Source organism: Amycolatopsis iheyensis, from assembly GCF_024703995.1.
Classification (GTDB): domain Bacteria; phylum Actinomycetota; class Actinomycetes; order Mycobacteriales; family Pseudonocardiaceae; genus Amycolatopsis; species Amycolatopsis iheyensis.
Genome location: NZ_JAMXQV010000032.1, coordinates 1 through 25,720, shown reverse-complemented (window position 1 = coordinate 25,720; position 25,720 = coordinate 1). Strand labels below are relative to the sequence as shown.

Below are 25,720 nucleotides of genomic sequence, written 5' to 3'. Positions count from 1 at the left end.
GGCGGCAGTATCACAGGGGGCGGGTGAAGCCTTGATAGCTGTGTTCGAAACCGAAGCGTGCGTAGAAGTCTCGCAGGTCGGCGCGGTTGAGACCGGAATCGAGGTGGAGGCGTGTGCAGCCACGCCGGCGGGCTTCGTCGATGCCCCACGTCAGGAGCGCGCTGGTCACTCCGCGCCGAGCGGCGCGGATACCTTCGAGCAGACCGCGCGACGCGCCTTCCCAGGCAAGCCCGCGCAGGACCGTGAGTTGCGCGGTGCCGGCGACGCCGTTGTCGTCTTCCGCGACGACCAGCGTGACGTTCGGGGTGCTCATGAGCTCCCGCAGGGCGGCTGCCAGCGGCTCACCCGGGGCGCCGAACAAGCGCACGAGCGCTTCGATGTCCGTCGCGCGGGCACGTCTGATGACATCCATTTCACCCAGTATGCAGGAACCCCCGCACCGGCCCTAATTGCGACGAGGCGGCTACTGGGGGTGTCGATCAGGCGACTGTGTAGTGCCGGACTCCGTCGACGGTCTGGGCGTTCAGTTTGCCTTGCGACACCAGCAGATCGAGGTGCGCCGCGGTTTCCAGGACCGCGAGCATCTGGTTGAAGGAGTCCATTTCGGACAGCTTGCGGTTGCGACGCGTCCAGCCGATGCGGTGCGCGGCTTCGAACGCGGTGCTCGCGCCGGCCGCGATCTGCGAACCCATTGTCTCCAGGCGTTGCCGGTGGTGGTCCAGGAGTTCGTCGACCCGCGTGTGCACGCTTTCGGACACCGGGCCGTGGGCGGGAAGCATGCGACGGTCCGGCATCGCGCGGACCAGGCGCAGCGAGTCGATGAAGTCGTTGAGCGGCAACTCGGCCGGCACCGGCTGGAAGCCGATCGAAGGCGTGATGTGCGGGAGCACGTGGTCGCCGGAGAACAGCAGATCGGCGGTGTCGTCGACGAAGACGACATGGCCGGCCGTGTGTCCCGGGGTGGCGACGACGTCGAACTCGCGTCCGGGCAGGATCGGGCGTCGGCCTGGCGTGAGCCATTCGTCCGGCGCTTCCCAAAGGTCGGCCTCGGTGTGTTTCCGGTCTGTGCCGAATTCCCGTGCCAGCGCTTCGACCACGTCATTGGCGCCGGCCTTGAACAGCAGGTCGACCTGAGCTTCCATCGGCAGCCGGTCGGGGTTGCCCGAAACTTTGAGCGACGGCTCTTCGTCCTGGCCCAGGGCGATCTTCGAGCCGAATTCGCGGCGGAGAACGACAGCTTGCGAATAGTGGTCCCGGTGCACGTGGGTCACCAGGAACTCGCTGACGTCGGCGAGTTCGGCGCCGATTCCGCTGAGTGCGTCCGCGAGCTGCTGCCGGGCGTCGGCCAGCGCCCAGCCGGAGTCGACCAGCACCAGCTTCTCGCCGTCGGTGACCGCGTAGACGTTGACCGCGCGGAGACCGTCGTTCGGCAGTGGCAACGGGATCCGGTAGACGCCGGTCGAGACCTCGTAGATTCCGGGCTCGGTCCAGTTCCTGTCGCTGCTTTCCGGCAACGGTTCCACGGTGACCTCCGTCCCGGCGAGACGGCGTCGTCCCAGCCTCCATTCACCCTGAGCCGTGCCGGGCCCGCTGTCCACCTGGGCGAGCTGAGACGCCGGTCACTCGGTCAGTCGGTGTCCTGCTTCAGGGCGGTGTCGATCGTGAGGGCCGCGGCGACCACCATGCTCGCCAGCGGATCCGGCAGCGGGTGGGGGATCTCGACGACGTAGTTGTCCGCCGTGGTGAGGGCGGCCTTGAGGAACCCGCCCCACGTCTTGGTCACCCGGGCGACCTCGGTGCCGGCGTGGTCGCGGATCGAGAAGTTCCAGGCGCGCCAGTTCTCCGCGAAGATCCCGCCGACCGAGCGGCCGTCGACGACGAAGCCGAAGCGGATCTTCCCGAAGACGTTCTCCTGGACGATCTCCCCGATCGGGGTCTCGTCGGCCCGCGTGACCAGGAACCGGGACTTGAAGACCTTGGCGGGCCGGGTCACCTTGAGCACCGTGCTGTGGTTGGCGTCCCGGACCTCGAACTTGTGGGTCAGGAACTGGTCGTAGTTGGTCAGCAGTCGGATCGCCTTCTTCAGCGCGCTCTGGCCGACCTGGACGACGCCGCCGATCCGGTTGCCGTTCTGGTCGAAGACGCCGAACTCGTTGGCCATCTCGATCAGCTTGGCGCGCTGGTTCACCACCAGGACCGGCTCGGTGAACAGCGTCCCGCTGCCGGCACGCCCGCTGCTGCGTCCCCGCGTCGCGCGGCCGACCTGGTTCTGGATCCGCGCCGGGTCGTGGCCGCGTTCGATGTCCAGCTCGATCGGCGCGGAGTCGCTCGGGGGCGGCGCCTGGTGACCCGGCCGGGTGTGGGCGGTCCAGGCCTGACCGTCCCACCACCGTTGCAGACGCGGGTCCCGGGCATCGGGATACCAACCCGGTTGCGGTGGCGTGTTCGTCATGGCCGGTGAGCCTATCCGCGCGGACCCGTCCGCGGTGCGGGTCAAGGCAAATGCGGTGATTGTCTGCTCCGGGACGGCCCGGTCGGCGTCGGCCGCGGGTGGTCGACCAGAATCGGTTGCCGTGACTGAGCGAGTTTGGCCAAGCGGTGCCGCCACGGCGATCGGCTCGATGCCCGGCACGGACCCGGCGGAAGCCGCGGCGATCGTGTTCGGCGAGCTGCCCGACTTCCCGCACCTGCCCGAGCTACCGGCCCGCGGCGTCGGCGCGGACATGCTCGGCCGGACCGCGGCGCTGCTGGTGGACCTGGCCGTCGAAGTCGTGCCGAGCGGCTACCGCGTCGCGGCGCGGCCGGGGCACGAGCACCGCCGGGCCGTCGACCTGCTCCGCTGGGACCTCGACGCCGTGCAGGAAGCTCGCGAGAAGGCCGGAGCTGCGCCGCCGGCCTTCAAGGTCCAGCTCGCCGGGCCTTGGACGCTCGGTGCCGGCATCGAGCTCGCGCGCGGCCACCGTGTCCTCACCGACCGCGGTGCCTTGCGCGACTTCACCTCGTCGCTGCTGGACGGCCTCGCCGGGCACGTCGCGGAAGTGCACGCACGAACCGGCGCGCCCGTGGTCGTCCAGCTGGACGAACCGTCGTTGCCCGCGGTGCTGGCCGGTGGTCTGTCGACGCCGTCCGGGTACGGGAACGTCCCCGCGGTGCCGGAACCCGAGGCCCGCGACCTGCTCACCACCGTGATCGAGGGCGTCCGCACGATCACCGGCCAGCCCGTGATCGTGCACTGCTGCGCCGCGAAACCGCCCCTCGGCCTCCTGCGCAAGGCCGGCGCCGACGCGCTCGCCTTCGATCTCGCCGCCCTCGACGGCGCGACCGCCGCGTTCCTGGACGAGATCGGCGAAGTCTGGGACAGCGGCGCGACGCTGTTCCTCGGCGCGGTTCCGACGACTGCGCCCTCCCAGCCGCCGAGTCTGAAGGACGTCGGCGAGCCGGCATTCAGGCTTGCCGACCGGCTCGGCTTCAACCGCGACGTCCTCGCCGAACGGGCAGTGCCGACTCCCGCGTGCGGCCTCGCCGGCGCCACGCCGGAATGGATGCGCCGTGCCCTCTCGCTGACGCGGGACCTCGGCAAGGCCTTCGTCGAGCCACCCGAGGGCTGGTGAGAATCCCGGCAACTCGCCTACGTCCGCCCCGCTCGGCCAGTAGCGTGGCGGAGTAGCCGACCGAACGAGGACCACCCGAAGCCATGCGCCTGTTCCGCCGCAAGAACACCACCGACGACCCACCCGACCCGCGCACCGCGTGGCCGGAGCAGCACGTGCCGGAGGACCCGGCGGCTGCCGCGGAGACGTTCTGGCACGGTTGGTTCGAGCTGCTCCCGATGGTCAGCGCGGCGCTCGGCGAGGGTGAGCCCCACCGCGTCGAGCACGAGCTCTGTCAGCTGGTCGAGGCACTGCACCCGCGGCTGCACTTCTCGCTCGAGCGTGGGCGTCAGGCGATCTACGCCCTGGTCGTGACCGGCCAGGAGGACCCTGAGGTGCGTCCCTTCACCGACGCGTGGCGGGCCGCCGCGCCGCCGGACGACGCGATCTGGGAGTACCACGACTCGGTCCCGCCCGTGCCCGATCCGACCGGCGTCACCGTCAACCTAGGCGAGCACCGGATCGCGCTGGCCGACGTGCGCGTGGTCGCGCAGGTCGACGACGCCGAGCAGGTGGTCGACGTCGCCGTCTTCCACCCGGGCTTCGGCGAGCTGGACGACGCCACCCGGCGGACCATGACCTTCCTGCCCCTCGACGCGACACTGGGTGAACGGCTCGCCGCCGAACGGTTACGCCGCGTAGAGACCGCGGAGACCGAACCCGCCGGGGCCATCACCCTTCTGGAGCTCCGCGAACTGGTCCGCGGGCTGGGCCTCGCGCCGGACGAAAATGTCGGTGCCGCCGACTAGGGTTACCACCCGTGAGCAGCACCGAACTCCCTCAGGACCAGATCGCGGCGGTCGACGCCCCGGCGGCCGCCGAGGACGTCACCGACGTCCCGGCCGACGTGCGTGAGCGGCACAGCGCCCTCGCCGAGGAACTGCGCGACCACCAGTTCCGCTACTACGTCCTGGACTCGCCGATCATCTCCGACGGCCAGTTCGACGACCTGCTCGGTGAGCTGCAGCGGATCGAGGAAGCGCACCCGGGGCTGGTCACGCCCGATTCGCCGACCCAGATGGTCGGCGGCACGTTCTCGACCGATTACACGACGTACGACCACCTCGAGCGCATGCTCAGCCTGGACAACGTGTTCGACCGGGACGAGTTCCTCGCCTGGGTGGAGCGGGTCGAAAAAGAGGTCGGGCGCACCGACTTCCTGGCCGAGCTGAAGATCGATGGGCTCGCGATCAACCTCCTGTACGAAAACGGTCACCTCACCCGGGGGCTCACCCGCGGCACCGGCGTCACCGGCGAGGACGTCACGCTGAACGTCCGCACGATCGAGCACGTGCCCGAGGTCCTGACCGGCACCGACGAGTTCCCGGTGCCCGCACTGGTCGAGGTGCGCGGCGAGGTCTTCTTCCGGGTCGAGGACTTCCTCGAGCTCAACGCGAAGATGGTCGAAGTGGGCAAGGAGCCCTACGCGAACCCACGCAACACCGCGTCGGGCACGCTGCGGCAGAAGGACCCGAAGATCACCCGGGAACGCCGGCTGCGGATGATCTGTCACGGGCTCGGCAAGCGCGAAGGTTTCGAGCCACAGCGCCAGTCGCAGGCCTACGACGCGCTGGCCGCCTGGGGGCTGCCGGTGTCGCCGTACAGCAAGGTCCTGACCACGGCCGAAGAGCTCACCGAGCACATCGCCTACTGGGGCGAGCACCGGCACGACGCCGAGCACGAGATCGACGGCGTCGTCATCAAGGTCGACCAGGTGGCGCTCCAGCGGCGGCTGGGCTCGACGTCGCGAGCCCCGCGGTGGGCGATCGCGTACAAGTACCCGCCGGAAGAGGCCATCACGACGTTGCTGGACATCAAGGTCGGCGTCGGGCGCACCGGACGGGTGACACCGTTCGCGCTCACCGAGCCGGTCAAGGTCGCGGGGTCGACCGTCGCGCGCGCCACCCTCCACAACGGGGAGGAGGTCAAGCGCAAGGGTGTGCTGATCGGCGACCGGATCGTCATCCGGAAGGCCGGCGACGTCATCCCCGAGGTCCTCGGCCCGGTCGTCGACGCGCGCACGGGCGACGAGCGCGAGTTCGTCATGCCCACCCACTGCCCGGAATGCGGCACCGAGCTCGCCTACGAGAAGGAGGGCGACAAGGACATCCGCTGCCCGAACACGCGGTTCTGCCCGGCGCAGCTGCGTGAGCGGCTGTTCCACGTGGCCGGGCGCGGCGCCTTCGACATCGAGGTGCTCGGCTACGAGGCGGCGGTCGCGCTGCTCGACGCGCGGGTCATCGCCGACGAGGGCGACGTCTTCGACCTGAACGAGGACAGCCTCGCCGAGGTCGAGCTCTTCCGGACCAAGGCCGGCGAGCTGTCGGCGAACGCGCGAAAGCTGCTCGCGAACCTCGACGCGGCGAAGGACCGGCCGTTGTGGAAGGTGCTGGTCGCTTTGTCGATCCGGCACGTCGGGCCGACCGCCGCGCAGGCGCTGGCCCGCGAGTTCGGCTCGATCGAGCGGATCGAGGAGGCCACCGAGGAGGAGCTGGCCGACGTCGACGGCGTCGGCCCGACCATCGCGCACGCCACGCAGGAGTGGTTCGAGGTCGGCTGGCACCGGGAAATCGTCGAAAAGTGGCGACGTGCCGGCGTGCGGATGGTGGACGAGCGTGACGACTCGGTCCCGCGCAACCTCGAGGGCCTGTCGATCGTGGTGACGGGCTCCCTCGACACCTTCTCCCGCGACGAGGCCAAGGAGGTCATCATGGCCCGCGGCGGCAAGGCCGCCGGTTCGGTGTCGAAGAAGACCGCCTTCGTCGTCGTGGGTGACTCGCCTGGTTCGAAATATGACAAGGCGATGCAGCTCAAGGTGCCGGTGCTGGACGAAGCCGGTTTCCGCGTCCTGATCGAGCGCGGGCCCGACGCGGCGCGGGAGGTGGCGCTGCCGGCCGGCGACGAGACCGCCGAGGGTGAATCCGGGGAGACGGATGGGTGACGTCGAAATACGACCACCGCGGCCCGAGGAGTTCGCCGCGGCGGGCGAGGTCACGGTGCGGGCCTACGACGTCGACGGTCACTTGGCCGGCGACGTCGGGTACGACACCCAGCTGCGTGACATCGCGCGCCGGGTCGAGCAGGCCGAGGTCCTGGTCGCCGTCGACGGGCTGGGGGACGTGCTCGGCACCGTGACCGTCGTGCGGCCCGGGTCGCCGTACGCCGAGATCTCGCGGCCGGGTGAGATCGAGTTCCGGATGCTCGCGGTGGCGCCGTCGGCGCGTGGCCGTGGCGTCGGCGAGGCGCTGACCAGGGCCGTCCTCGACCGGGCGCGGGCTCTGGGCGTCCGGAAGGTCGTGCTGAGCAGCCTCGACGGGATGCACAGCGCGCACCGGCTTTACGAGCGTCTCGGGTTCGCGCGCCTCGCCGAGCGCGACTGGCGGCCGTTCCCGCACATCAGCCTGATCGCCTACCAGATCGACGTCTGAGGCGGCGCTGACCAGGGCGTTGCCGAAAAAGTGTCAACCGTCGAGGACGACCGCGACGATGCCCGCGAGGTGGGCGAGCCGGGCGACCTCGGCGGCGCGGAAGGCCGGCCCGCCCGGGCGGGCCACGAGCAGCGCCTTGCCCGGCTTGCCCAGCGGCGTCGCCGCCAGCTCGGTGCCCAGCTCCTGCCACGTCTCCGGGATCCAGGCTTCCTCGCTGTCGAGCACCGTCGCGCGCTCGAGCGGCAGCCAGGGCAGGTCGGTGATCGGGGTCTCCGGGGCCGCGCTCGACGACGCCAGCCGCAGCGCGCCGGTCTCCGCGTGCTCGACGATCATCGCCCAGCCCGCGCGCACGATGCGCGGCACGCCTTCGGCCAGGATGTCGAGACCGCTCTTCGGCCGCGCGGCGATTTCTTCGACGAGCTCGAGCTCGCGGTGCGTGTCCAGCACGCCCGCGTACGGGCGCACGGCGTCCACTTCGACGCCTTCGACGCTCTCCGCCGCCGTGATGAGCGCGTCGGGCAGGCGGCCCGACGGGAGCTCGACCACCAGGTCGTCGACGGCGACGCCGGTGCCGCGTTCGACGACGTCCACGCTGAGGATGTCGGCGCCTACCGTGCCGAGCGCCGTGGCGACCGCGCCGAGGGTTCCCGGGCTGTCCGGAAGGAGGACCCGGATCAGGAACGACACCACGCGCCCCTCTCGCCTCTGGCGTCCCAGCCTTGCCGTGGGACGCTCGATGCCGGTCGCCGATTGTGACAGACCCACCCGGTCGGTGGGACCCGCTGTCCGCCGGGCGGGACGCCGGCGTCGCCGGACGGCACCCGGCCTGCGCCGGGCGTAACCCAGTCGAGTCCTCCGGCGCCGTCACCATAGACTTGCAGCTTCCGAGACAACCCGCACAGCACAACCCGGGAGTCACCCGCGTGCCCAACATTTCCCGAGACGAGGTCGCGCACCTCGCGAAGCTGGCCAGGCTGGCCGTGACCGACGACGAGATCGACGTCTTCGCCGGCCAGCTCGACCAGATCCTGGACTCGGTGGCCAAGGTGAGCGAGGTCGCCGCCGCCGACGTGCCGCCGACGTCGCACGCCGTGCCGCTGACGAACGTCTTCCGGCAGGACGTCGTCCGTCCCGGGCTCACGCAGCAGCAGGCGCTGGCCGGTGCGCCGGCCGCCGAAGACGGCCGCTTCCGGGTGCCGCGCATTCTGGGGGAAGAGCAGTGACCGACCTCATCAAGCTGACCGCCGCGGAGCTAGCGGAGAAGATCCACTCGCGTGAGGTGTCCGCGGTCGAGGTCACCCAGGCGCACCTGGACCGGATCGCCGAGGTCGACGACCACGTCCACGCGTTCCTGCACGTCGACACCGAGGGCGCGCTGGCCGCGGCCAAGACCGTCGACGAGGGCATCGCCGGGGGCAACGCGCCCGCGTCGGCGCTGGCCGGCGTGCCGCTCGCGCTCAAGGACGTCCTCACCACCGAGGGCATCCCGACGACCTGTGGTTCGAAAACGCTCGAAGGCTGGATCCCGCCGTACGACGCGACCGTGACGCGCAAGCTGCGCGAGGCCGGCGTCGTCATCCTCGGCAAGACGAACATGGACGAGTTCGCCATGGGCTCGTCGACCGAGAACTCGGCGTACGGCCCGACGCACAACCCGTGGGACCACGCTCGCATCCCGGGCGGGTCGGGCGGTGGCTCGTCGGCGTCGATCGCGGCTTTCGAGGCTGCCATCGCCATCGGCACCGACACCGGTGGCTCGATCCGGCAGCCCGGGTCCGTCACCGGCACCGTCGGGGTCAAGCCGACCTACGGCGGGGTGTCGCGCTACGGGCTCGTCGCTTTTTCGTCCTCGCTCGACCAGGCCGGGCCCTGCGCGCGGACGGTGCTCGACGCCGCCCTGCTGCACGAGGTCATCGCCGGGCACGACCCGATGGATTCGACGTCCATCGACGCGCCGGTGCCGCCCGTGGTCGCCGCGGCCCGGCAGGGCATGACCGGTGACCTCAAGGGCGTCAAGGTCGGCGTCGTGAAGGAGTTCGCCGGCGACGGTTACCAGCCGGGTGTCGAGCGGTCCTTCCAGGCCGCGGTCGAGCAGCTGCGCGCGCTCGGGGCCGAGGTCGTCGAGGTCTCTTGTCCGCATTTCGTCTACGCGCTGCCCGCGTACTACCTGATCGCGCCGAGCGAGTGCTCGTCGAACCTCGCCCGGTTCGACGCCATGCGCTACGGCCTGCGCGTCGCCGACGACGGCGACCACAGCGCCGAAGAGGTCATGTCGCTGACCCGTGAAAAGGGCTTCGGCGCCGAGGTCAAGCGGCGGATCATGCTGGGCACCTACGCGTTGTCGTCCGGCTACTACGACGCTTACTACGGCTCGGCGCAGAAGGTGCGCACGCTGATCACGCGTGACTTCGACGCCGCGTTCGAGAAGGTCGACGTCCTCGTTTCGCCCACGACGCCGACCACGGCGTTCAAGATCGGCGAGCGCGTGGACGACCCGATGGCGATGTACCTCGCCGACCTGTGCACGATCCCGTCGAACCTGGCCGGCAACGCCGCGATGAGCGTGCCGAGCGGGCTGTCCGACGAGGACGGCCTGCCGGTCGGCCTGCAGATCATGGCCCCGGCGCTCGCCGACGACCGGCTCTACCGGGTCGGCGCCGCCTACGAGGCCGCTCGCGACGCCGCCGCCGGCGGGGCGCTCATCCACAAGGTCCCGGAGCTGGGAGGAACGAAGTGACTGCCGTGGCCGAGTTGATGGACTACGCCGACGTCATCGAACGCTTCAACCCCGTGCTCGGGCTCGAGGTGCACGTCGAGCTCAGCACGAACACGAAGATGTTCTGCGGCTGCGCGAACGAGTTCGGCGGCGAGCCGAACACGAAGGTCTGCCCGACCTGCCTCGGCCTGCCCGGCGCGCTGCCGGTCGTGAACGGCAAGGCCGTCGAGGGCGCGATCCGGATCGGCCTGGCGCTCAACTGCGAGATCGCCGAGTGGTGCCGGTTCGCCCGGAAGAACTACTTCTACCCGGACATGCCGAAGAACTTCCAGACGTCGCAGTACGACGAGCCGATCGCCTTCAACGGCTACCTCGACGTCACGCTCGACGACGGTGAGGTCGTCCGCGTGGAGATCGAGCGCGCGCACATGGAGGAGGACACCGGCAAGTCGCTGCACGTCGGCGGCGCGACCGGGCGGATCCACGGCGCCGAGCACTCGCTGCTCGACTACAACCGGGCCGGCGTTCCCCTGATCGAAATCGTGACGAAGCCGATCGAGGGCACCGGCGAGCGGGCTCCCGAGGTCGCGCGCGCATACGTGTCCGCCCTGCGTGACCTGCTTCGCGCACTCGACGTGTCCGACGTCCGGATGGACCAGGGCTCGCTGCGGTGCGACGCGAACGTCTCGCTGATGGCGAAGGACGCGACCGAGTTCGGCACCCGCACCGAGACGAAGAACGTCAACTCGCTGCGCAGCGTCGAGCGGGCCGTCCGCTACGAGATGACCCGGCAGGCGGCGATCCTCGCCGAGGGCGGGTCGATCAAGCAGGAGACGCGGCACTTCCAGGAGGCCGACGGCTCCACGTCGTCGGGCCGGACCAAGGAGACCGCCGAGGACTACCGGTACTTCCCGGAGCCCGACTTGGTCCCGATCGCGCCGTCGCGCGAGTGGGTCGAACAGCTGCGCGGCACGCTGCCGGAGATGCCGTCCGAGCGGCGGAAGCGGATCCAGCAGGAGTGGTCACTTTCCGACGAAGCCCTGCGTGACCTGCTGAACGTCGGGGCGGTCGACCTCGTCGCGGCCACGGTCGAGGCCGGCGCGTCGCCGGACGAGGCCCGCGGCTGGTGGGTCAACACCCTCGCCCAGGAGGCGAACGCGCGCGAGGTCGAGCTGGCCGACCTGGCGATCACGCCGAAGCAGGTGGCCGAGGTCATCGGGCTGGTTTCGTCGGGCGAGCTGACGAACAAGCTGGCCAAGGAAGTCGTCCAGGGCGTGCTCGCCGGTGAGGGCGAGCCGCGCGAGGTCGTCGAGAAGCGCGGGCTGAAAGTCGTCTCTGACGACTCGGCGCTGTTGTCGGCGATTGACGAGGCCCTGGCGGCGCAGCCGGACGTCGCGGACAAGATCCGCGGCGGCAAGGTGGCCGCGGCGGGCGCGATCGTCGGCGCGGTCATGAAGGCGACCAAGGGACAGGCGGACGCCAAGCGCGTCCGCGAGCTGATCATCGAACGCGTCGGTTCCTGACGTTGTCGTCGTTTTCCGTCAAGAGCGTCACCTGGCGCGAGTGGCTCGGCCTGGCGGCCGGGCTGCTCGCGCTGGGCTCGACGTTCCTGCCGTGGACGACGCTGAGCACCAACAAGCCGGACATCGAGGTCGTCCTGGGGCAGTTGCCGCAAGGTGACGTCGTCCGAAGCGCGTGGCACTCGAGCTTCTTCGCCTGGTGCCCGCCGCTGGCGTTGCTACTGGCCGGGCTGGTCGTGGTCGTTTTCGGACGAATCCGCAGCGCGCGGGTCAGCGGCCTGCCGCACCTGTGGCTGGTGGTCGCGGTGGCGGCGCTGCTGCTGATGGCGCTCGGCTGGGCGACGATCGACTGGCAGTTCGACGCCGACCAGCGCGGCATCTTCGAGGCCGCCGACATCGCGATCGGCCCCGGCTTCGGCCGGTTCCTCGGGCTGCTGGCCGCGCTCGTGTCTGGTGTGGTCGCTTTTCTGGACATGCGGGCGGCGCGCGCCGAGAGCCGGTTGCCTCGGAAACGGGATCCTCGTAGCAAGAGCCGCTGACCGGAGCCGGGGGAGCGGGGCCGGCCTGGGTGGTGGGCGCGGGCGCGTGGTGCTGGCTGGCGGCCGTCGGTTCTGCGGATCAGAACGTCGAGGGAGCGCAGCGCTGAGGCAGGTCGCCGGGGCTGGATCCTGGGTGGGCCACGCGGGATTCCGGGCGCCGGGGAGGGCCTGGGCGGCGTCGGCCATTCCGGTTGACCACCAGCGCTGACAACGTTGACAGCGGACGCGGCCGTTGCGTGAGAAAGCGCTTTCTGAGACGGTCGAGACGGCGGGGATGAGAACCAGGCAGCGGGGGTAGAGCCGTGCGGTGCGGGACGTCCACGTCGAGGAAGGAGGTCCGGGATTGGCTGACGGAAAGCGCTTACGGGTGGCCGTCGTCGGGGCGGGGCAGATCGCCGACAGTCATCGGGCCGCCTATGACGCTCATGGTGACCACGTTGACATCGTCGCCGCTGTCGATGTCGATGAAGCCCGGGCCGTTGCCTTCTGTGCGGCCACCGAGCACGCCAAGCCCTACGGCGATCTCGCGACGATGCTTGCCGAGCAGGAGCCCGACCTCGTTTCGATCTGCACGCCGCCCGGGTTGCACCTCGAACAGGCCGTTCTGGCCCTGCGCGGCGGTGCCTGGGTCTGGTGTGAGAAGCCGCCCTGTCGATCGCTTGCCGAGTACGACGCGATGGTCGCCGCCGAGGGGGAGGCGGGGCCGTACCTCTCCTTTGTCTTCCAGCAGCGGTCGGGGGCGGCCGCGGGGCATTTCCGGCGTCTGCTCGGGGAAGGCGAGTTCGGGCGGCCGCTCGTCGCGCACTGTCAGACCACCTGGTTCCGCGATGCCGCTTACTACGCCGTTCCGTGGCGGGGGCGGTGGGCGACCGAGGGCGGCGGGCCGGCCATGGGGCACGGCATCCACCAGATGGATCTGCTGCTCCACCTGCTCGCCGAACGCGCCGGTGAGTGGGCCGAGGTACAGGCGATGACCGCGCGGCTCGTGCACGACGTCGAGACCGAGGACGTCTCCACCGCGCTCGTCCGGTTCGAATCCGGGGCGCTGGCGACGGTCGTCAACAGTGTCCTCTCACCCGACGAAGTGAGCCGGATCCGGATCGACTGCGAGGACGCCTCCGTCGAGCTCACGCACCTCTACGGCTACGGCGCCGGGAACTGGCGCTACACCGCCGCGCCGCACGTGGCCGTGGACCGGACGCAGCGCTGGCGGACGCCGGATGACGTCCGCAGCTCGCACGCCGCCGCCTTCGCTCCCGTTCTGGCCGCCTACCGGGCTGGGCGGCGGCCGCCCTGTGGTGGGGATGACGGTCGGCGGGTGCTGGAGTTCGTCGCCGCGCTGTACAAAGCCGCCGCCACCGGGCGGGGTGTGCGGCGTGGGGAGATCGGGCCGGGTGACGCGTTCTACTCGGCCATGGCCGGGGCGGCCGCCGGATGAGCGCGCCGATCACCGTCACGCACCGGCACGGCGACCACGTGACCGTCGAGGCCGGTGGTGTGCAGCTGATGTCCTATGTGTACAAGCCCGACCCCGTCGCCTACGAGTCGCGCAAGCCCTACACCCACCCGTTGCGCACGCTGCGCGGCCGGCGCGTCAGCGGGTACCGGCCCGCCGACCACCGCTGGCACAAGGGCCTGCAGATGACCTCCAGCCACCTCTCCGGCCAGAACTTCTGGGGCGGCCACACCTACGTCCCCGGCCACTGGTACCTGGACCTGCCCGACCGCATCGGCTCCATGCGCCACGACGACTTCGCCGCGTTCACCGTCGACGGCGACCGGCTCAGCCTCACCGAGCGGCTCACCTGGGTCGCCAACGGCGGCGACGAGTGGGCGCGCGAGCGGCGCGACATCGTCGTCCACTCGGTCGAACCGGACGAGGGCTCCTGGGCCATCGACTGGGGCATCGAGCTGACCAACCTCCGCGCCGTCCCGCTCGAGTTCGGCAGCCCGACCACGGCCGGGCGCGAGCAAGCCGGGTACACCGGTCTGCACTGGCGGGGACCTCGCGACTTCGGCGGCGGCCGGGTCCTCGGGCCCGGCGACCTCGGTGGCGAGGAGATGATGGGCGCGCAGGCGCCGTGGCTGGCGTTCGTCGGCGAGCACGACGACGTCGACGCGCACTCGACGCTCGTCTTCGCGCATTCGCCGGAAAACGACCGGGCCATCCACGAGTCGCACTGGTTCGTCCGGGCGGACGAGACGCCGATGGTCGCCATTTCGTGGGCGTTTTTTGAAGAGTTCGTGCTGCCGCCTGGGGAGAGCTTCACGTACCGCTACCGGATCGTCGTCGCCGACGGGGCGTGGGACCGCGATCAGGTGACCCGATACCTCGACAGGCACGGATGGTCATGAACGAATTCCCACTTCCGGGTGGCATTGGCGTCTCTCAGCTACGCGCGTACGACTGGGAGGCGGAAGATGGTGTCTGCGGCGGCAGCCCGCACCTGCACCTCGCCTGCACCGAGGCGTATGTCGTCACCGGCGGACAGGGCGCCGTCCAGACGTTGAGCACCGGTGGCTACGCGGAGACGCCCCTGGAGGCCGGCGTGATCGCGTGGTTCGCGCCGGGCACCGTCCACCGGATGGTGCAGGGCGGCGGCCTGCGCGTCACCGTCCTCATGCAGAACAGCGGCCTGCCCGAGGCGGGCGACGCCGTGTTCACCTTTCCGCCGGATGTGCTCGCGGATCCGGTCGCCTACGCCGAAGCGGCGGCGTTGCCGAAAAATGACCACGCCGCCCGCCGACGCCGTGACCTGGCGGTTCGCGGCTACCTGCCGCTGCGGGAGGCCCTGCTGGACGGCGACGCGGAGCCGTTGCGGGAGTTCCACCGGTCGGCCGTCGCGCTGGTTTCGCCGAAAATCGGAGACTGGGCGCCGCGCTGGCGGGCCGGGGCGCTCGCGGCCGCCGAGCTGACCGGCGCGCACCTCACGGCCCTCGCCGACGGGGACGGGAGCCACCTCGAACAGTCCGGCGTCCGGGTCGCGACGCCGTCGAACCCCGACGGCTACGGCATGTGCGGGCGTCGCGCGGAATACGACATCCCCGGGGAACGCGTCATCGACCAGGAAGGCCGGCCATGAACCAGACCAGTATCGGAGTGCTGCTCAACGGCGTCACGGGCCGGATGGGCTACCGGCAGCACCTGCTCCGGTCGGTGCTGGCCATCCGCGACCAGGGCGGCGTCGAGCTGCCCGACGGCACCCGCGTGCAGCTCGAGCCGATCCTCGCCGGGCGCAACGCGACCAAGCTCAAGGAGCTCGCCGACCGCCACGGGCTGACCGCGTGGACCACCGACATCGGCTCCGCGCTCGACGACGTGGGGATCTACTTCGACGCGCAGCTGACGTCGGCGCGCGAGCCGGCGGTGCGGGCGGCGATCGCCGCGGGCAAGCACGTCTACGCCGAGAAGCCCCTGGCCGAGACGCTGCCGGCGGCCCTCGAGCTGGCCGGCCTCGCCCGCGACGCCGGGATTTGTCACGGCGTCGTCCACGACAAGCTGTTCCTGCCCGGCCTGCGGAAGCTGCGGCGGCTGGTCGACGGCGGGTTCTTCGGGCGGATCCTGTCGGTGCGCGGCGAGTTCGGCTACTGGGTCTTCGAGGGCGACTGGCAGGAGGCGCAGCGGCCGAGCTGGAACTACCGCGCCGAGGACGGCGGCGGGATCGTGCTCGACATGTTCTGCCACTGGAACTACGTCCTCGAGAACCTCTTCGGCCGCGTCGAGGCCGTGACGGCGAAGGCGGTCACGCACATCCCACGTCGCTGGGACGAACAGGGCGAGGCGTACGCGGCGACGGCCGACGACGCCGCGTACGGCATCTTCGAGCTCGAATCGGGGGCGATCGCGCAGATCAACTCGTCCTGGTCGACGCGGGTCTTCCGCGACGAGCTGGTCGAGTTCCAGGTCGACGGCACCGAGGGCAGCGCCGTCGCCGGCCTGCGGCGTTGCCGGGTCCAGCACCGCTCGGCGACGCCGAAGCCCGTCTGGAACCCGGACCTGCCGGCCACCGACGCCTTCCGCGACCAGTGGCAGGAGGTGCCGGACAACGCCGAGTTCGACAACGGCTTCAAGGCCCAGTGGGAGGAGTTCGTGCGGGACGTCGTCGCCGGGCGGCCGCACCGCTACGACTTCTTCTCGGCCGCCCGTGGGCTGCAGCTCGCGGAGGCGGGGCTGACTTCGTCGGCGGAAGGACGGCGGGTGGAGCTCAAGCCGCCGGCTTGATCAGTCCTTGCCGTTGCCGCCACCGGACGTCGCCGGCGCGATCAGCACCACGCGGTCGTCGCTCGAGACGGGGGCGCCGCCGTCCTTGTTGACCGTGCCGGCCACCGCCAGCTGCGGGTTGATCATGCTCATCCCCGCGAGCCGCCCGTAGGTGAGCGGCGGCTTGCCGGACTTGCCGTCCAGGCGGACCTGCGGCTGCCCGGTCACGGCGCCTTCCTTCGACACCGGCACGTCCTGGAGGTTGCCGGCCAGCGACGCGCCGATCGCGACGTAGCCGTTCGCGTCGATGAAGTCCGCGCACCCCGCGACGCCCGGCTTGTCCGCCCACGTCCACGCCGGCGTCGTCATCGGCTGCCCGGCCTGCACCCGGTAGAGGGCGTCCTTGTCGGCGAGCCGGTCAGTGACCCAGACCCGGCCGCCGTCGGCGGACGCGCAGAGGCCGCCCGGCGCGTGCAGGCCGGACGTGAAGACCAGGGAGCCGTTCGGGTTGCCCGCCGCGGCCTTGCCGGAGGTGTCGATCCGCAGCACCTTCCCGGCGAGGGAGTTCGGGTCGGCCGCGGCGCTCGGGTTGCCCGCGTCGCCGGTCGCGACGAGCAGCGCGCCGCGGTTGTCGACGCTGATCGCGCCGTGGTTGCCCGTCGCGCCCTTCGGGATCCCGGTGAGCACCGGCTTCGCCGCCTGGCCCTTCGCGAAGCGCACGACGCGGTTGTCGGTCGCCGTGGTGACGTACGCGAACACCAGCTGGTCTTCGACGTACGACGGCGAGAGCGCGAGCCCGGTGAGGCCGCCGTCGCCGGCCGCCTGGACGTCGAGCTTTGCGAAGTCCGTCGCGTCCTTGCCCGCGGTCGCGAGCAGCACCCGGCCGCTCTTGCGCTCGCCGGCCAGGGCGCTCGGGGTGGAGCCGTCGCCCGGCAGGCCGGCCACCGCGGCGACGGTGTCCAGGCAGGTCGCGATCACGGCCGTGTCGAAGTCTTTGCAGCCCTGCGGCGGCGGCACCGGCGTGCGGGACGGGCCGGGCTGCGCCTGCTTGCCGTCGCCGCCGGAGTCGGCGCCGGGGCCCTGGACCTCGGGCGGTGACTCGGGGCTGGGCACGGGCGCGGGGCTGAACGTCTGGCCCGCCGCGGTGTCGTCGAACCGCGCGCACCCGGCGGGCAGCAGGACACCGCAGGCCAGGATCGCCAGCAGGGCCGACCGGTACCGGGTTCGCATGATTCACCAGCCTAGGGCCAGCCGCGTGAACCATGGGTGAGCACCTCTGGATTACGTTGGGGATCATGACGCTGACCGTGCTGGTGCCCGACGACGAGGGCCTGAACGTGCTCGCCGAGGTTCCGCGGGTCCTGCCCGTGCGCTACCAGTGGGGCGAGCCGGTGCCACCCGAGGCCGCCAAGGCCGAGGTGCTGATCCCCGGCAAGCACCCGCCGGGCGAACAGCTGTGGCGCACGCTGCCGAACCTGAAGCTGATCCAGCTGCTGGCCGCGGGCGCCGAGGACTGGGTGGGCAAGGTGCCCGACGGCGTGCTGCTGTCGACGTGCCGGGGCGCGCACGGCGGGAGCACCGCCGAGTGGGTCGTCGCCGCGCTGCTGTCGATGTACCGGAAGCTGGACGTCTTCGCGGCGGCGCAGCGCGAACAGCGGTGGGAGCGGCAGACCGCCGACACGCTGCAGGGCAAGCGCGTGCTGATCGTCGGGGCCGGCGACCTGGGGCGGCACCTGCGCCGCCGGCTCGAGCCGTTCGACGCGCGCTGCACGATGGTCGGGATGACCGCGCGCGAGGGCGTGCACGGCGTGCGCGAACTGCCCGCGCTCCTCGGCATGCACGACGTCGTCGTGCTGATGGTGCCGCTGACCTCGCGCACCCGCGGGATGGTCGACGCGGAGTTCCTGGCCGAGATGCCGGACGGCGCGGTGCTGATCAACGTCGCGCGCGGCGCCGTCGTGCTCACCGAGGCCCTGGTCGCCGAATTGACCACGGGCCGGCTGCGCGCCGCCCTCGACGTCACCGATCCCGAGCCGCCGCCGCCCGGGCACCCGCTGTGGACGGCGCCGGGCCTGCTGCTGACGCCGCACATCGGCGGGGCCGTGCGCGGGGTGCGGGGGCGGTCCTACGCCGTGGCCGCGGCCGAGATCGCCCGGTACGCCGGGGGTGAGCTGCCCGACAACCTCGTCCACGGCGAGTACTAGGCGCGTACTGGTCGCGACGGGCGCGCTGATCCCCTACCCTTCGCGCGTGAGCAGTGGAGACGACATCTCGCAGCAGCCGACCAGCCTCCTCTCGGGCGTCGAGGACGACGGGCCCGACGACACCCCGCGGCAGGGCGGGCTGGGCCTCGGCCTGCTGATCCTGCGGCTGGCGCTCGGCGTGACCATGGGCGCGCACGGGCTGCAGCACCTGTTCGGCCTGTTCGGTGGCCCCGGCATCAGCGGATTCGCGCGGATGCTGGAGACGTTCGGCTACCACAAGCAGACGACGCTGCTGTCCTGGATCACCGGGATCGCCGAGGTCGGCGGCGGGGTGCTGGTGATCGTCGGCCTGTTCACGCCGCTGGCCGCGGCCGCGCTGCTCGGCGTCGCGGCGAACGCCGTGTACGCGAAGTTCCACGGCGGGTTCTTCGAGGGCCAGGGGCAGGGCTTCGAGTTCGAGCTGCTGCTGGCGGCTTCGGCACTGAGCCTGCTGTTCACCGGGTCGGGGCCGATTTCGCTGGAGCGGAACACGCCGTGGCGGAAGCGGCCGCTGCCGTTGGGGCTGGTCTCGCTGCTGCTGGCCGCGGCGGCCGCGGTGGTGGTCATCGTTTTGACGCGGTAGGGCTGGGGACCGGGGGCTGGGGACAACTCGGCTTCGCGGGCGGGGTTGTGGATAACCCGGCCGGGACGAGCGGGAAGTGTCGGTGGCCGCCGGTAACGTTGAATCCGGGGGTTCCCCTTCGCGGGCGGGGGTTGGTGCTGCCCGGAAACGGCGGAAGGCCGCCCCGGGGAACGGGACGGCCTTCGCGCGGGTGGAGCCGGGGTTATTTGTTCACGTCGCGGACCGCGCCGGTGTCGGCCGACGTCGCCATCCGGGCGTACGCGCGCAGGGCCGCCGTCACCGGGCGCTGGCGCTCCTTCGGCTGCCACGGGCGCTCCGATGCCTCCATCTTCGACCGGCGCTCGGCCAGGATCTCCGCGTCCACCAGCAGCTCCAGCCGGCGCTCGTGGATGTCCAGGAGGATCCGGTCGCCGTTTTCGACCAGGGCGATCAGGCCGCCGGCCGCCGCCTCGGGGGAGATGTGGCCGACCGAGATCCCCGACGAGCCGCCCGAGAAGCGGCCGTCGGTGATCAGGGCGCACTTCTTGCCCAGGCCCGAACCCTTGAGGAACGCCGTCGGGTGCAGCATTTCCTGCATGCCCGGGCCGCCCGCCGGACCCTCGTAGCGGATCACCAGCACCTCGCCCGGCTGGATCTCCTTCTTGAGGATCGCCGACACGGCCTCCTCCTGGCTCTCCAGCACCCGCGCCGGGCCCTCGAAGTGCCACAGGTCCTCGTCGATGCCCGCCGCCTTGATCACCGCGCCGTTCTCCGCGAGGTTGCCGCGCAGGATCGCCAGGCCGCCGTCCTTGGTGTACGCGTGCTCGACGTCGCGGATGCAGCCGCCCGCCGCGTCCGTGTCGAGGGACGACCACCGATTGGCAGTCGAGAACGCCTCGGTCGTGCGGACCCCGCCCGGCGCCGCGTGGAACAGCTCGAGAGCAACAGAAGAAGGCGACGAAGCCCGGATGTCCCAAGCCGAGAGCCAGGAGTCGATGTCCGGGGAGTGGACCGACCGGACGTCGGTGTTCAGCAGCCCGCCGCGGTACAGCTCGCCGAGGATCGCCGGGATTCCGCCCGCGCGGTGGACGTCCTCCATGTGGTAGTCCGAGTTCGGCGCCACCTTCGACAGGCACGGCACGCGGCGGCCGATCGCGTCGATGTCGGCGATCGTGAAGTCGACCTCGCCCTCCTGGGCGGCCGCGAGGATGTGCAGCACCGTGTTCGTCGAGCCGCCCATCGCCATGTCGAGGGCCATCGCGTTCTCGAACGCCGCCTTCGACGCGATCGAGCGGGGCAGCACCGAGTCGTCGTCCTCCTCGTACCACTTGCGGCACAGCTCGACGACCGTGCGCCCGGCCTCCTCGAACAGCGCGCGGCGCGCGGCGTGCGTCGCCAGCGTGGAGCCGTTGCCCGGCAGGGAGAGCCCCAGCGCCTCGGTGAGGCAGTTCATCGAGTTCGCGGTGAACATGCCCGAGCACGAACCACACGTCGGGCAGGCGGAGCGCTCGACGATCGACAGCCCGTCCTCGTCGACCTCGGGGCTGGCCGACGCGGCGATCGCGGTGATCAGGTCGGTCGGCGCCTGCGCGACACCGCCCACGACCACGGCCTTGCCGGCCTCCATCGGCCCGCCGGAGACGAACACCACCGGGATGTTCAGCCGCATGGCCGCGTTGAGCATGCCCGGGGTGATCTTGTCGCAGTTGGAGATGCAGACGAGCGCGTCGGCCTGGTGCGCGTTGACCATGTACTCGACCGAGTCGGCGATGATCTCGCGCGAGGGCAGCGAGTAGAGCATGCCCGAGTGGCCCATCGCGATGCCGTCGTCGACGGCGATGGTGTGGAACTCGCGCGCGACGCCGCCGGCTTCCTTGACCGCCCCGGCGACGATCTCGCCGAGGTCCTTGAGGTGCACGTGCCCGGGCACGAACTGCGTGTAGGAGTTGGCGATCGCCACGATCGGCTTGCCGAAGTCGCTGTCGGTCATGCCGGTGGCGCGCCAGAGCGAGCGCGCGCCCGCCGCGTTGCGGCCGTGGGTGGTGGTCCGGGAACGGAGAGGCGGCACGGAAACTCCCAGGTCAAAGGGGGGCCGACAAAACTGGTCCTACCAATTTAGACCTGCGGGCGGCGCTTGTCCGCGACGGGGGGTCACTCCCCGGGTGTCGCCTTGGGTTCGGCCGGCTTGATGTCCTCGGCGTCCAGCAGCCCGCTCGGGTCGGCGACCAGACCCTCGCTGACCAGCGACAGCACCGGCAGGTGCCGGGTCCGCACGGTCGGCAGCGGCACCTTCGTGTCGTCCTTCAGCACCGCCTGCACGCGCGCCTTCTTGGTGATCGCGAGGCCCTTGAGCGACGACCACGGCACGTCGCGGTGGCCGAACATGGTGCGCACTGCCAGCCCCGAGCGCGTCGCGATCGTGCGCGTGCGTACCACGAACACCGCCAGCGCGATCGGGAAGATGTAGAGCCACTGCAGGTACGGGATGTCCCCGAGCGCGACGGGCGTCACGCAGATCGTCAGGAGGGCGATCGCCATGAACGACGTGCGGGGGATCCGGAAGACGGCCTTCCGGCCCTCGTCCTGCTCTTTTTCGGCCACCCCGAAATGGTGCACCGCGGGCGCGCCCGGCCCGGAACCGGGTCTCGCCGGTGTGACCCGTGTCCAGCATGCGGACATGTCATCCCGCAGAGTTGACACTCGAGAGACCTTCGGACTAGCGTCAGCGTCGTGACACCGCTGACCGGCCTCGTACTTCCCAAGCGCGTCGACGCTTAGGGAAGTCTTTCCGCTGCGTCGACGCGCGAACCCTCGTGCGACCTTACGGTCGGCGAGGGTTTTTTGTTGCCCCAGGGAAGCGATTCCCGGCCCCACCGCACCAAGTGAGCTCAAAAAAGACCCGAACGAGTGACACCGAGACCCACGAGGCAGACCCGATGACCAGTGCCACAAATCCGACGAAGCCGGGCCCGGTGCCCGGCGCGCCCGGAGCACGTCCGAAGCCGGCGCCCCCGGCGGGAACCCCGGTGCGCGTCACCGGCGCGCAGTCGCTCGTGCGCTCGCTCGAGGCGGTCGGCGCCGAGGTGGTCTTCGGCATTCCCGGCGGCACCATCCTGCCCGCCTACGACCCGCTGCTGGACTCGACGAAGGTCCGGCACGTCCTGGTCCGCCACGAGCAGGGCGCCGGCCACGCTGCGACCGGTTACGCGCAGGCCACCGGCAAGGTCGGCGTCTGCATGGCCACCTCCGGCCCGGGCGCGACCAACCTGGTCACCCCGCTGGCCGACGCGAACATGGACTCCGTCCCGGTCGTGGCCATCACCGGGCAGCAGTCCCGGGCGCTGATCGGCACCGATGCGTTCCAGGAAGCCGACATCTGCGGCATCACCATGCCGATCACCAAGCACAACTTCCTCGTCACGGACCCGGCGGAGATCCCGCGGACCATCGCCGAGGCGTTCCACCTGGCCGCGACGGGCCGACCCGGCCCCGTCCTGGTGGACATCCCCAAGGACGTGCTGCAGGAGATGACGTCGTTCTCTTGGCCGACCGAGCTGCGGCTGCCGGGCTACCGCCCGACGCTGCGCCCGCACGGCAAGCAGGTCCGCGAAGCCGCGAAGCTGATCGCGAAGTCGCGCCGCCCGGTGCTCTACGTCGGCGGCGGCGTCATCAAGGCCGAGGCGCACGAGCAGCTCAAGCAGCTCGCCGAGCTGACGAACATCCCGGTCGTCACCACGCTGATGGCGCGCGGCGCGTTCCCCGACTCGCACCCGCAGCACCTCGGCATGCCGGGCATGCACGGCTCGGTCGCCGCCGTCGCCGCGATGCAGCGCGCCGACCTGCTGATCGCGCTCGGCGCTCGGTTCGACGACCGCGTCACCGGGCAGCTGTCGTCCTTCGCGCCGGACGCCGCGATCGTGCACGCCGACATCGACCCGGCCGAGATCTCCAAGAACCGCAAGGCCGACGTGCCGATCGTGGGCGACTGCAAGGAGATCATCGGTGAGCTGATCGCCGCGGTCACCACGGAGTTCGAGCACGGCGGCAAGCCGGACCTCGCTGCCTGGTGGACGCTGGCCGACGACTGGCGCAAGACCTACCCGGCCGGCTACGAGTGGCCCGACGACGGTTCGCTGTCGCCGCAGTACGTCATCGAGCGGATCGGCGAGCTCGTCGGCCCGGACGCGGTGTACGCCGCCGGCGTCGGCCAGCACCAGATGTGGGCCGCGCAGTTCGTCAAGTACGAGAACCCGCGCACCTGGATCAACTCCGGCGGGCTCGGCACCATGGGCTTCGCCGTGCCGGCCGCGATGGGCGCGCAGTTCGGCGTCCCGGACACCCCGGTGTGGGCGATCGACGGCGACGGCTGCTTCCAGATGACCAACCAGGAGCTGGCCACCTGCGCCATCGAGGGCGCGCCGATCAAGGTCGCCGTCATCAACAACGGCAACCTGGGCATGGTCCGCCAGTGGCAGAACCTCTTCTACTCGGAGCGGTACTCCAACACCGACCTCGGCACGCACAAGCACCGCATCCCGGACTTCGTGCTGCTGGCCGAGGCGCTGGGCTGCGCGGGCCTGCGCTGCGAGACGCGCGAAGACGTCGACGCCACCATCCGCCGCGCGATGGAGATCAACGACCGCCCCGTCGTGATCGACTTCGTCGTGGGGAAGGATGCCCAGGTGTGGCCGATGGTCGCCGCGGGCACCGGCAACGACGAGATCATGGCGGTCCGGGGCATCCGGCCGCTGTTCGACGACGACGAGGTCTCGGTCGAGACGACCGAAGCTGCCGCGGAAGCCGCTGGGGAAGGTGAGCGCTGAGATGAGCGTCCACACACTGAGTGTCCTGGTCGAGAACAAGCCCGGTGTGCTCGCACGCGTGTCCGGCCTGTTCTCCCGCCGCGGGTTCAACATCGAGTCCCTCGCCGTCGGGCCCACGGAAAACCCCGAGGTGTCCCGCATGACGATCGTGGTCGCCGTGGAAGAGCTACCGCTCGAACAGGTGACGAAGCAGCTCAACAAGCTGGTCAACGTGATCAAGATCGTCGAGCTGGAGCAGTCGACCGCCGTGCAGCGTGAACTGCTGCTGGTGAAGGTTCGCGCCGACAACACCGTGCGCAGCCAGGTCCTCGAGACCGTCCAGCTCTTCCGGGCCAAGGTGGTGGACGTCTCTCCCGAGGCACTCACCGTCGAGGCCACCGGGACGTCCGACAAGATCGGTGCGTTGCTGCGGATGCTGGAGCCGTATGGCATCCGCGAGCTCGTGCAGTCCGGCATGGTCGCGGTGGGTCGCGGCGCCCGTTCGATCACCGCGACATCCCCGCGCTAAAAGAAGTAAGTCAGGAAAGGAAGCAGTAACCCCCATGGCAGTGGAAATCTTCTACGACGACGACGCCGACCTCTCGATCATCCAGGGGCGCAAGGTCGCTGTCATCGGCTACGGCAGCCAGGGCCACGCCCACTCGCTGAGCCTGCGCGACTCCGGCGTCGACGTCCGCATCGGCCTGCCCGAGGGGTCCAAGTCGCGGGCGAAGGCCGAGGAGCAGGGCCTGCGCGTGCTCACCCCGGCCGAGGCGTCGGCCGAAGCCGACCTGATCATGATCCTGGCGCCGGACACGAAGCAGCGCTTCATCTACGAGCAGGACATCGCGCCGAACCTCAAGGACGGCGACGCGATCTTCTTCGGGCACGGCTTCAACATCCGCTACGACCTGATCAAGCCGCCGGCGAACGTCGACGTCGCCATGGTCGCCCCGAAGGGCCCGGGCCACCTGGTCCGCCGCCAGTTCGTCGACGGCAAGGGCGTCCCGGCGCTCATCGCCGTGGAGCAGGACGCTTCCGGCAACGCCCAGGCGCTCGCGCTTTCCTACGCGGCCGCCATCGGTGGCGCCCGCGCCGGTGTCATCAAGACGACGTTCACCGAGGAGACCGAGACCGACCTCTTCGGCGAGCAGGCCGTGCTCTGCGGTGGCGCGTCCGCGCTGGTGCAGACCGGTTTCGAGGTGCTCACCGAGGCCGGCTACGCCCCGGAGATCGCCTACTTCGAGGTGCTGCACGAGCTGAAGCTGATCGTCGACCTCATGTACGAGGGCGGCATCGCGCGTCAGCGCTACTCGATCTCCGACACCGCCGAGTACGGCGACCTGACCCGCGGCCCGCGCGTCATCTCGCCGGCGGTCAAGGAAGAGATGAAGAAGATCCTCGGCGAGATCCAGGACGGCACGTTCGCGCGTGAGTGGGTTGCCGAGGACGAGGCCGGCCGGCCGAACTTCACCAAGCTCGAGGAGCAGGGCAACCAGCACCCGATCGAGGCGACCGGCAAGAAGCTGCGCGACCTGATGTCGTGGGTGGACCGGCCGATCACCGAGACCGCCTGAGTTCCCCCAGCCGAAGGGGACGCCCGGTGCCGGGCGTCCCCTTCGGTGCGTTCGGTGGTCGTTTCGCTACGCTGGCGAACATGAGTGAGCAGCCGGTCGACGACAAGGCGCACATCCGGCACCACCTCGACTTCACGAAGGCGGAGTGGATCCGGGCGGAGCCCGAGGGCGTCACCCTCGACGACTGCGTCGAGTACGCCTTCATCGAGCACACCGACGGCGTCACCTACACCGCGATGCGGCAGTCGGCGAAGCCGGACGGCGTCATCCTCGTCTTCACGCCGGGGGAGTGGGACGCGTTCGTCAAGGGCGTCCGCGACGGCGAGTTCGACCTGCCCGAGGATCTCGCCGAGGCCTAGTGTCCTGAGTCTTAATTTCGTGGCCAGTGTCTAGGATGCTGTGATGCCGAGCCCGAAGCTGCCGCCGTTGGTGTTGAGCGATGAGGAGCGCGAGACGTTGCTGCGGTGGTCGCGTCGCCCGAC

At 70.7% G+C, this 25,720-nt stretch carries 25 protein-coding genes; 18 read left to right on the top strand and 7 right to left on the bottom strand.

Going from position 1 to position 25,720, the window contains the following annotated elements; genetic code table 11:
* Nucleotides 1–10 precede the first annotated feature (10 nt).
* From M8542_RS41700 to M8542_RS41690, 3 genes are all read right to left on the bottom strand, one after another.
* Complete coding sequence (locus M8542_RS41700) at nt 11–412, bottom strand: GNAT family N-acetyltransferase (protein WP_257925910.1); 402 nt, start codon at nt 410–412, stop codon at nt 11–13.
* A 67-nt stretch (nt 413–479) separates the two neighbouring features.
* On the bottom strand, nt 480–1,523 hold the full coding sequence (locus M8542_RS41695; RefSeq protein WP_257925909.1) for an MBL fold metallo-hydrolase: 1,044 nt from the start codon (nt 1,521–1,523) through the stop codon (nt 480–482).
* 104 nt (nt 1,524–1,627) lie between these two features.
* Nucleotides 1,628–2,452 (bottom strand): LURP-one-related family protein, encoded by an 825-nt coding sequence (locus M8542_RS41690; RefSeq protein WP_257925908.1) that lies wholly within the window; start codon nt 2,450–2,452, stop codon nt 1,628–1,630.
* A gap of 121 nt (nt 2,453–2,573) precedes the next feature.
* Between M8542_RS41690 and M8542_RS41685 the strand changes: the two genes are divergently transcribed.
* The 4 genes from M8542_RS41685 to M8542_RS41670 all read left to right on the top strand — a co-directional run bounded on the left by M8542_RS41685 (nt 2,574) and on the right by M8542_RS41670 (nt 7,078).
* A complete protein-coding gene (locus M8542_RS41685) occupies nt 2,574–3,611 on the top strand; it encodes a uroporphyrinogen decarboxylase/cobalamine-independent methonine synthase family protein (RefSeq protein WP_257925907.1) in 1,038 nt (345 codons plus the stop codon).
* Between the two features lie 83 nt (nt 3,612–3,694).
* Nucleotides 3,695–4,399 carry a hypothetical protein gene (locus tag M8542_RS41680; RefSeq protein WP_257925906.1) on the top strand — a complete coding sequence of 235 codons (705 nt, stop codon included), beginning with the start codon at nt 3,695–3,697 and terminating at the stop codon, nt 4,397–4,399.
* An 11-nt stretch (nt 4,400–4,410) separates the two neighbouring features.
* Nucleotides 4,411–6,591, top strand: coding sequence for an NAD-dependent DNA ligase LigA (gene ligA / locus M8542_RS41675; protein ID WP_257925905.1), 2,181 nt, complete (start codon nt 4,411–4,413; stop codon nt 6,589–6,591).
* Nucleotides 6,584–7,078 (top strand): GNAT family N-acetyltransferase, encoded by a 495-nt coding sequence (locus M8542_RS41670; RefSeq protein WP_257925904.1) that lies wholly within the window; start codon nt 6,584–6,586, stop codon nt 7,076–7,078. The genes ligA and M8542_RS41670 overlap by 8 nt, the downstream gene beginning before the upstream one ends.
* 33 nt (nt 7,079–7,111) lie before the next feature.
* Here M8542_RS41670 and M8542_RS41665 read toward each other — a convergent pair whose 3' ends face one another.
* Nucleotides 7,112–7,765: an ACT domain-containing protein gene (locus M8542_RS41665; RefSeq protein ID WP_257925903.1), complete on the bottom strand. Its 654-nt coding sequence runs from the start codon at nt 7,763–7,765 to the stop codon at nt 7,112–7,114.
* Nucleotides 7,766–8,001: 236 nt separating this feature from the next.
* Here M8542_RS41665 and gatC point away from each other — a divergent pair, with 236 nt between their 5' ends.
* From gatC to M8542_RS41625, 8 genes are all read left to right on the top strand, one after another.
* The gene (gene gatC, locus M8542_RS41660; protein ID WP_247013514.1) at nt 8,002–8,301 is read left to right on the top strand and encodes an Asp-tRNA(Asn)/Glu-tRNA(Gln) amidotransferase subunit GatC; all 300 of its coding nucleotides are present in this window, start codon (nt 8,002–8,004) and stop codon (nt 8,299–8,301) included.
* On the top strand, nt 8,298–9,815 hold the full coding sequence (gene gatA / locus M8542_RS41655) for an Asp-tRNA(Asn)/Glu-tRNA(Gln) amidotransferase subunit GatA (RefSeq protein WP_257925902.1): 1,518 nt from the start codon (nt 8,298–8,300) through the stop codon (nt 9,813–9,815). The genes gatC and gatA overlap by 4 nt, the downstream gene beginning before the upstream one ends.
* Nucleotides 9,812–11,317 (top strand): Asp-tRNA(Asn)/Glu-tRNA(Gln) amidotransferase subunit GatB, encoded by a 1,506-nt coding sequence (gatB, locus tag M8542_RS41650; RefSeq protein WP_257925901.1) that lies wholly within the window; start codon nt 9,812–9,814, stop codon nt 11,315–11,317. Before gatA ends, gatB begins: the two co-directional genes overlap by 4 nt.
* A gap of 2 nt (nt 11,318–11,319) precedes the next feature.
* A complete protein-coding gene (locus M8542_RS41645; RefSeq protein WP_257925900.1) occupies nt 11,320–11,853 on the top strand; it encodes a hypothetical protein in 534 nt (177 codons plus the stop codon).
* Nucleotides 11,854–12,196: 343 nt separating this feature from the next.
* Nucleotides 12,197–13,291, top strand: coding sequence for a Gfo/Idh/MocA family protein (locus M8542_RS41640; RefSeq protein WP_257925899.1), 1,095 nt, complete (start codon nt 12,197–12,199; stop codon nt 13,289–13,291).
* A complete protein-coding gene (locus M8542_RS41635; protein ID WP_257925898.1) occupies nt 13,288–14,208 on the top strand; it encodes a DUF6807 domain-containing protein in 921 nt (306 codons plus the stop codon). The genes M8542_RS41640 and M8542_RS41635 overlap by 4 nt, the downstream gene beginning before the upstream one ends.
* Nucleotides 14,205–14,936: a cupin domain-containing protein gene (locus M8542_RS41630; protein WP_257925897.1), complete on the top strand. Its 732-nt coding sequence runs from the start codon at nt 14,205–14,207 to the stop codon at nt 14,934–14,936. Before M8542_RS41635 ends, M8542_RS41630 begins: the two co-directional genes overlap by 4 nt.
* Entirely contained in the window at nt 14,933–16,075 is a 1,143-nt protein-coding gene (locus tag M8542_RS41625) for a Gfo/Idh/MocA family protein (RefSeq protein ID WP_257925896.1), read from the top strand. Before M8542_RS41630 ends, M8542_RS41625 begins: the two co-directional genes overlap by 4 nt.
* Here the strand turns inward: M8542_RS41625 and M8542_RS41620 are convergent, their stop codons facing one another.
* Nucleotides 16,076–17,284, bottom strand: a complete 1,209-nt coding sequence (locus M8542_RS41620; RefSeq protein ID WP_257925895.1) for a PQQ-dependent sugar dehydrogenase — start codon at nt 17,282–17,284, stop codon at nt 16,076–16,078.
* Between the two features lie 65 nt (nt 17,285–17,349).
* On the opposite strand from M8542_RS41620, the gene M8542_RS41615 reads away from it, so the two are divergent.
* The gene (locus M8542_RS41615; RefSeq protein WP_257925894.1) at nt 17,350–18,258 is read left to right on the top strand and encodes an NAD(P)-dependent oxidoreductase; all 909 of its coding nucleotides are present in this window, start codon (nt 17,350–17,352) and stop codon (nt 18,256–18,258) included.
* Nucleotides 18,259–18,304: 46 nt separating this feature from the next.
* Nucleotides 18,305–18,880: a DoxX family membrane protein gene (locus M8542_RS41610; RefSeq protein WP_257925893.1), complete on the top strand. Its 576-nt coding sequence runs from the start codon at nt 18,305–18,307 to the stop codon at nt 18,878–18,880.
* Nucleotides 18,881–19,082: 202 nt separating this feature from the next.
* Here the strand turns inward: M8542_RS41610 and ilvD are convergent, their stop codons facing one another.
* Nucleotides 19,083–20,927, bottom strand: a complete 1,845-nt coding sequence (ilvD, locus tag M8542_RS41605) for a dihydroxy-acid dehydratase (protein WP_257925892.1) — start codon at nt 20,925–20,927, stop codon at nt 19,083–19,085.
* A gap of 83 nt (nt 20,928–21,010) precedes the next feature.
* Complete coding sequence (locus tag M8542_RS41600) at nt 21,011–21,460, bottom strand: PH domain-containing protein (RefSeq protein ID WP_257925891.1); 450 nt, start codon at nt 21,458–21,460, stop codon at nt 21,011–21,013.
* Between the two features lie 425 nt (nt 21,461–21,885).
* On the opposite strand from M8542_RS41600, the gene M8542_RS41595 reads away from it, so the two are divergent.
* The 4 genes from M8542_RS41595 (at nt 21,886) to M8542_RS41580 (ending at nt 25,597) form a co-directional block, all read left to right on the top strand.
* The gene (locus M8542_RS41595; protein WP_257926013.1) at nt 21,886–23,682 is read left to right on the top strand and encodes an acetolactate synthase large subunit; all 1,797 of its coding nucleotides are present in this window, start codon (nt 21,886–21,888) and stop codon (nt 23,680–23,682) included.
* 1 nt (nt 23,683) lies between these two features.
* Nucleotides 23,684–24,190, top strand: a complete 507-nt coding sequence (gene ilvN / locus M8542_RS41590; RefSeq protein WP_003080760.1) for an acetolactate synthase small subunit — start codon at nt 23,684–23,686, stop codon at nt 24,188–24,190.
* Nucleotides 24,191–24,224: 34 nt separating this feature from the next.
* Complete coding sequence (ilvC, locus tag M8542_RS41585; RefSeq protein WP_013223583.1) at nt 24,225–25,238, top strand: ketol-acid reductoisomerase; 1,014 nt, start codon at nt 24,225–24,227, stop codon at nt 25,236–25,238.
* Nucleotides 25,239–25,318: 80 nt separating this feature from the next.
* Nucleotides 25,319–25,597 carry a DUF397 domain-containing protein gene (locus tag M8542_RS41580; protein WP_257925890.1) on the top strand — a complete coding sequence of 93 codons (279 nt, stop codon included), beginning with the start codon at nt 25,319–25,321 and terminating at the stop codon, nt 25,595–25,597.
* Nucleotides 25,598–25,720 lie beyond the last annotated feature (123 nt).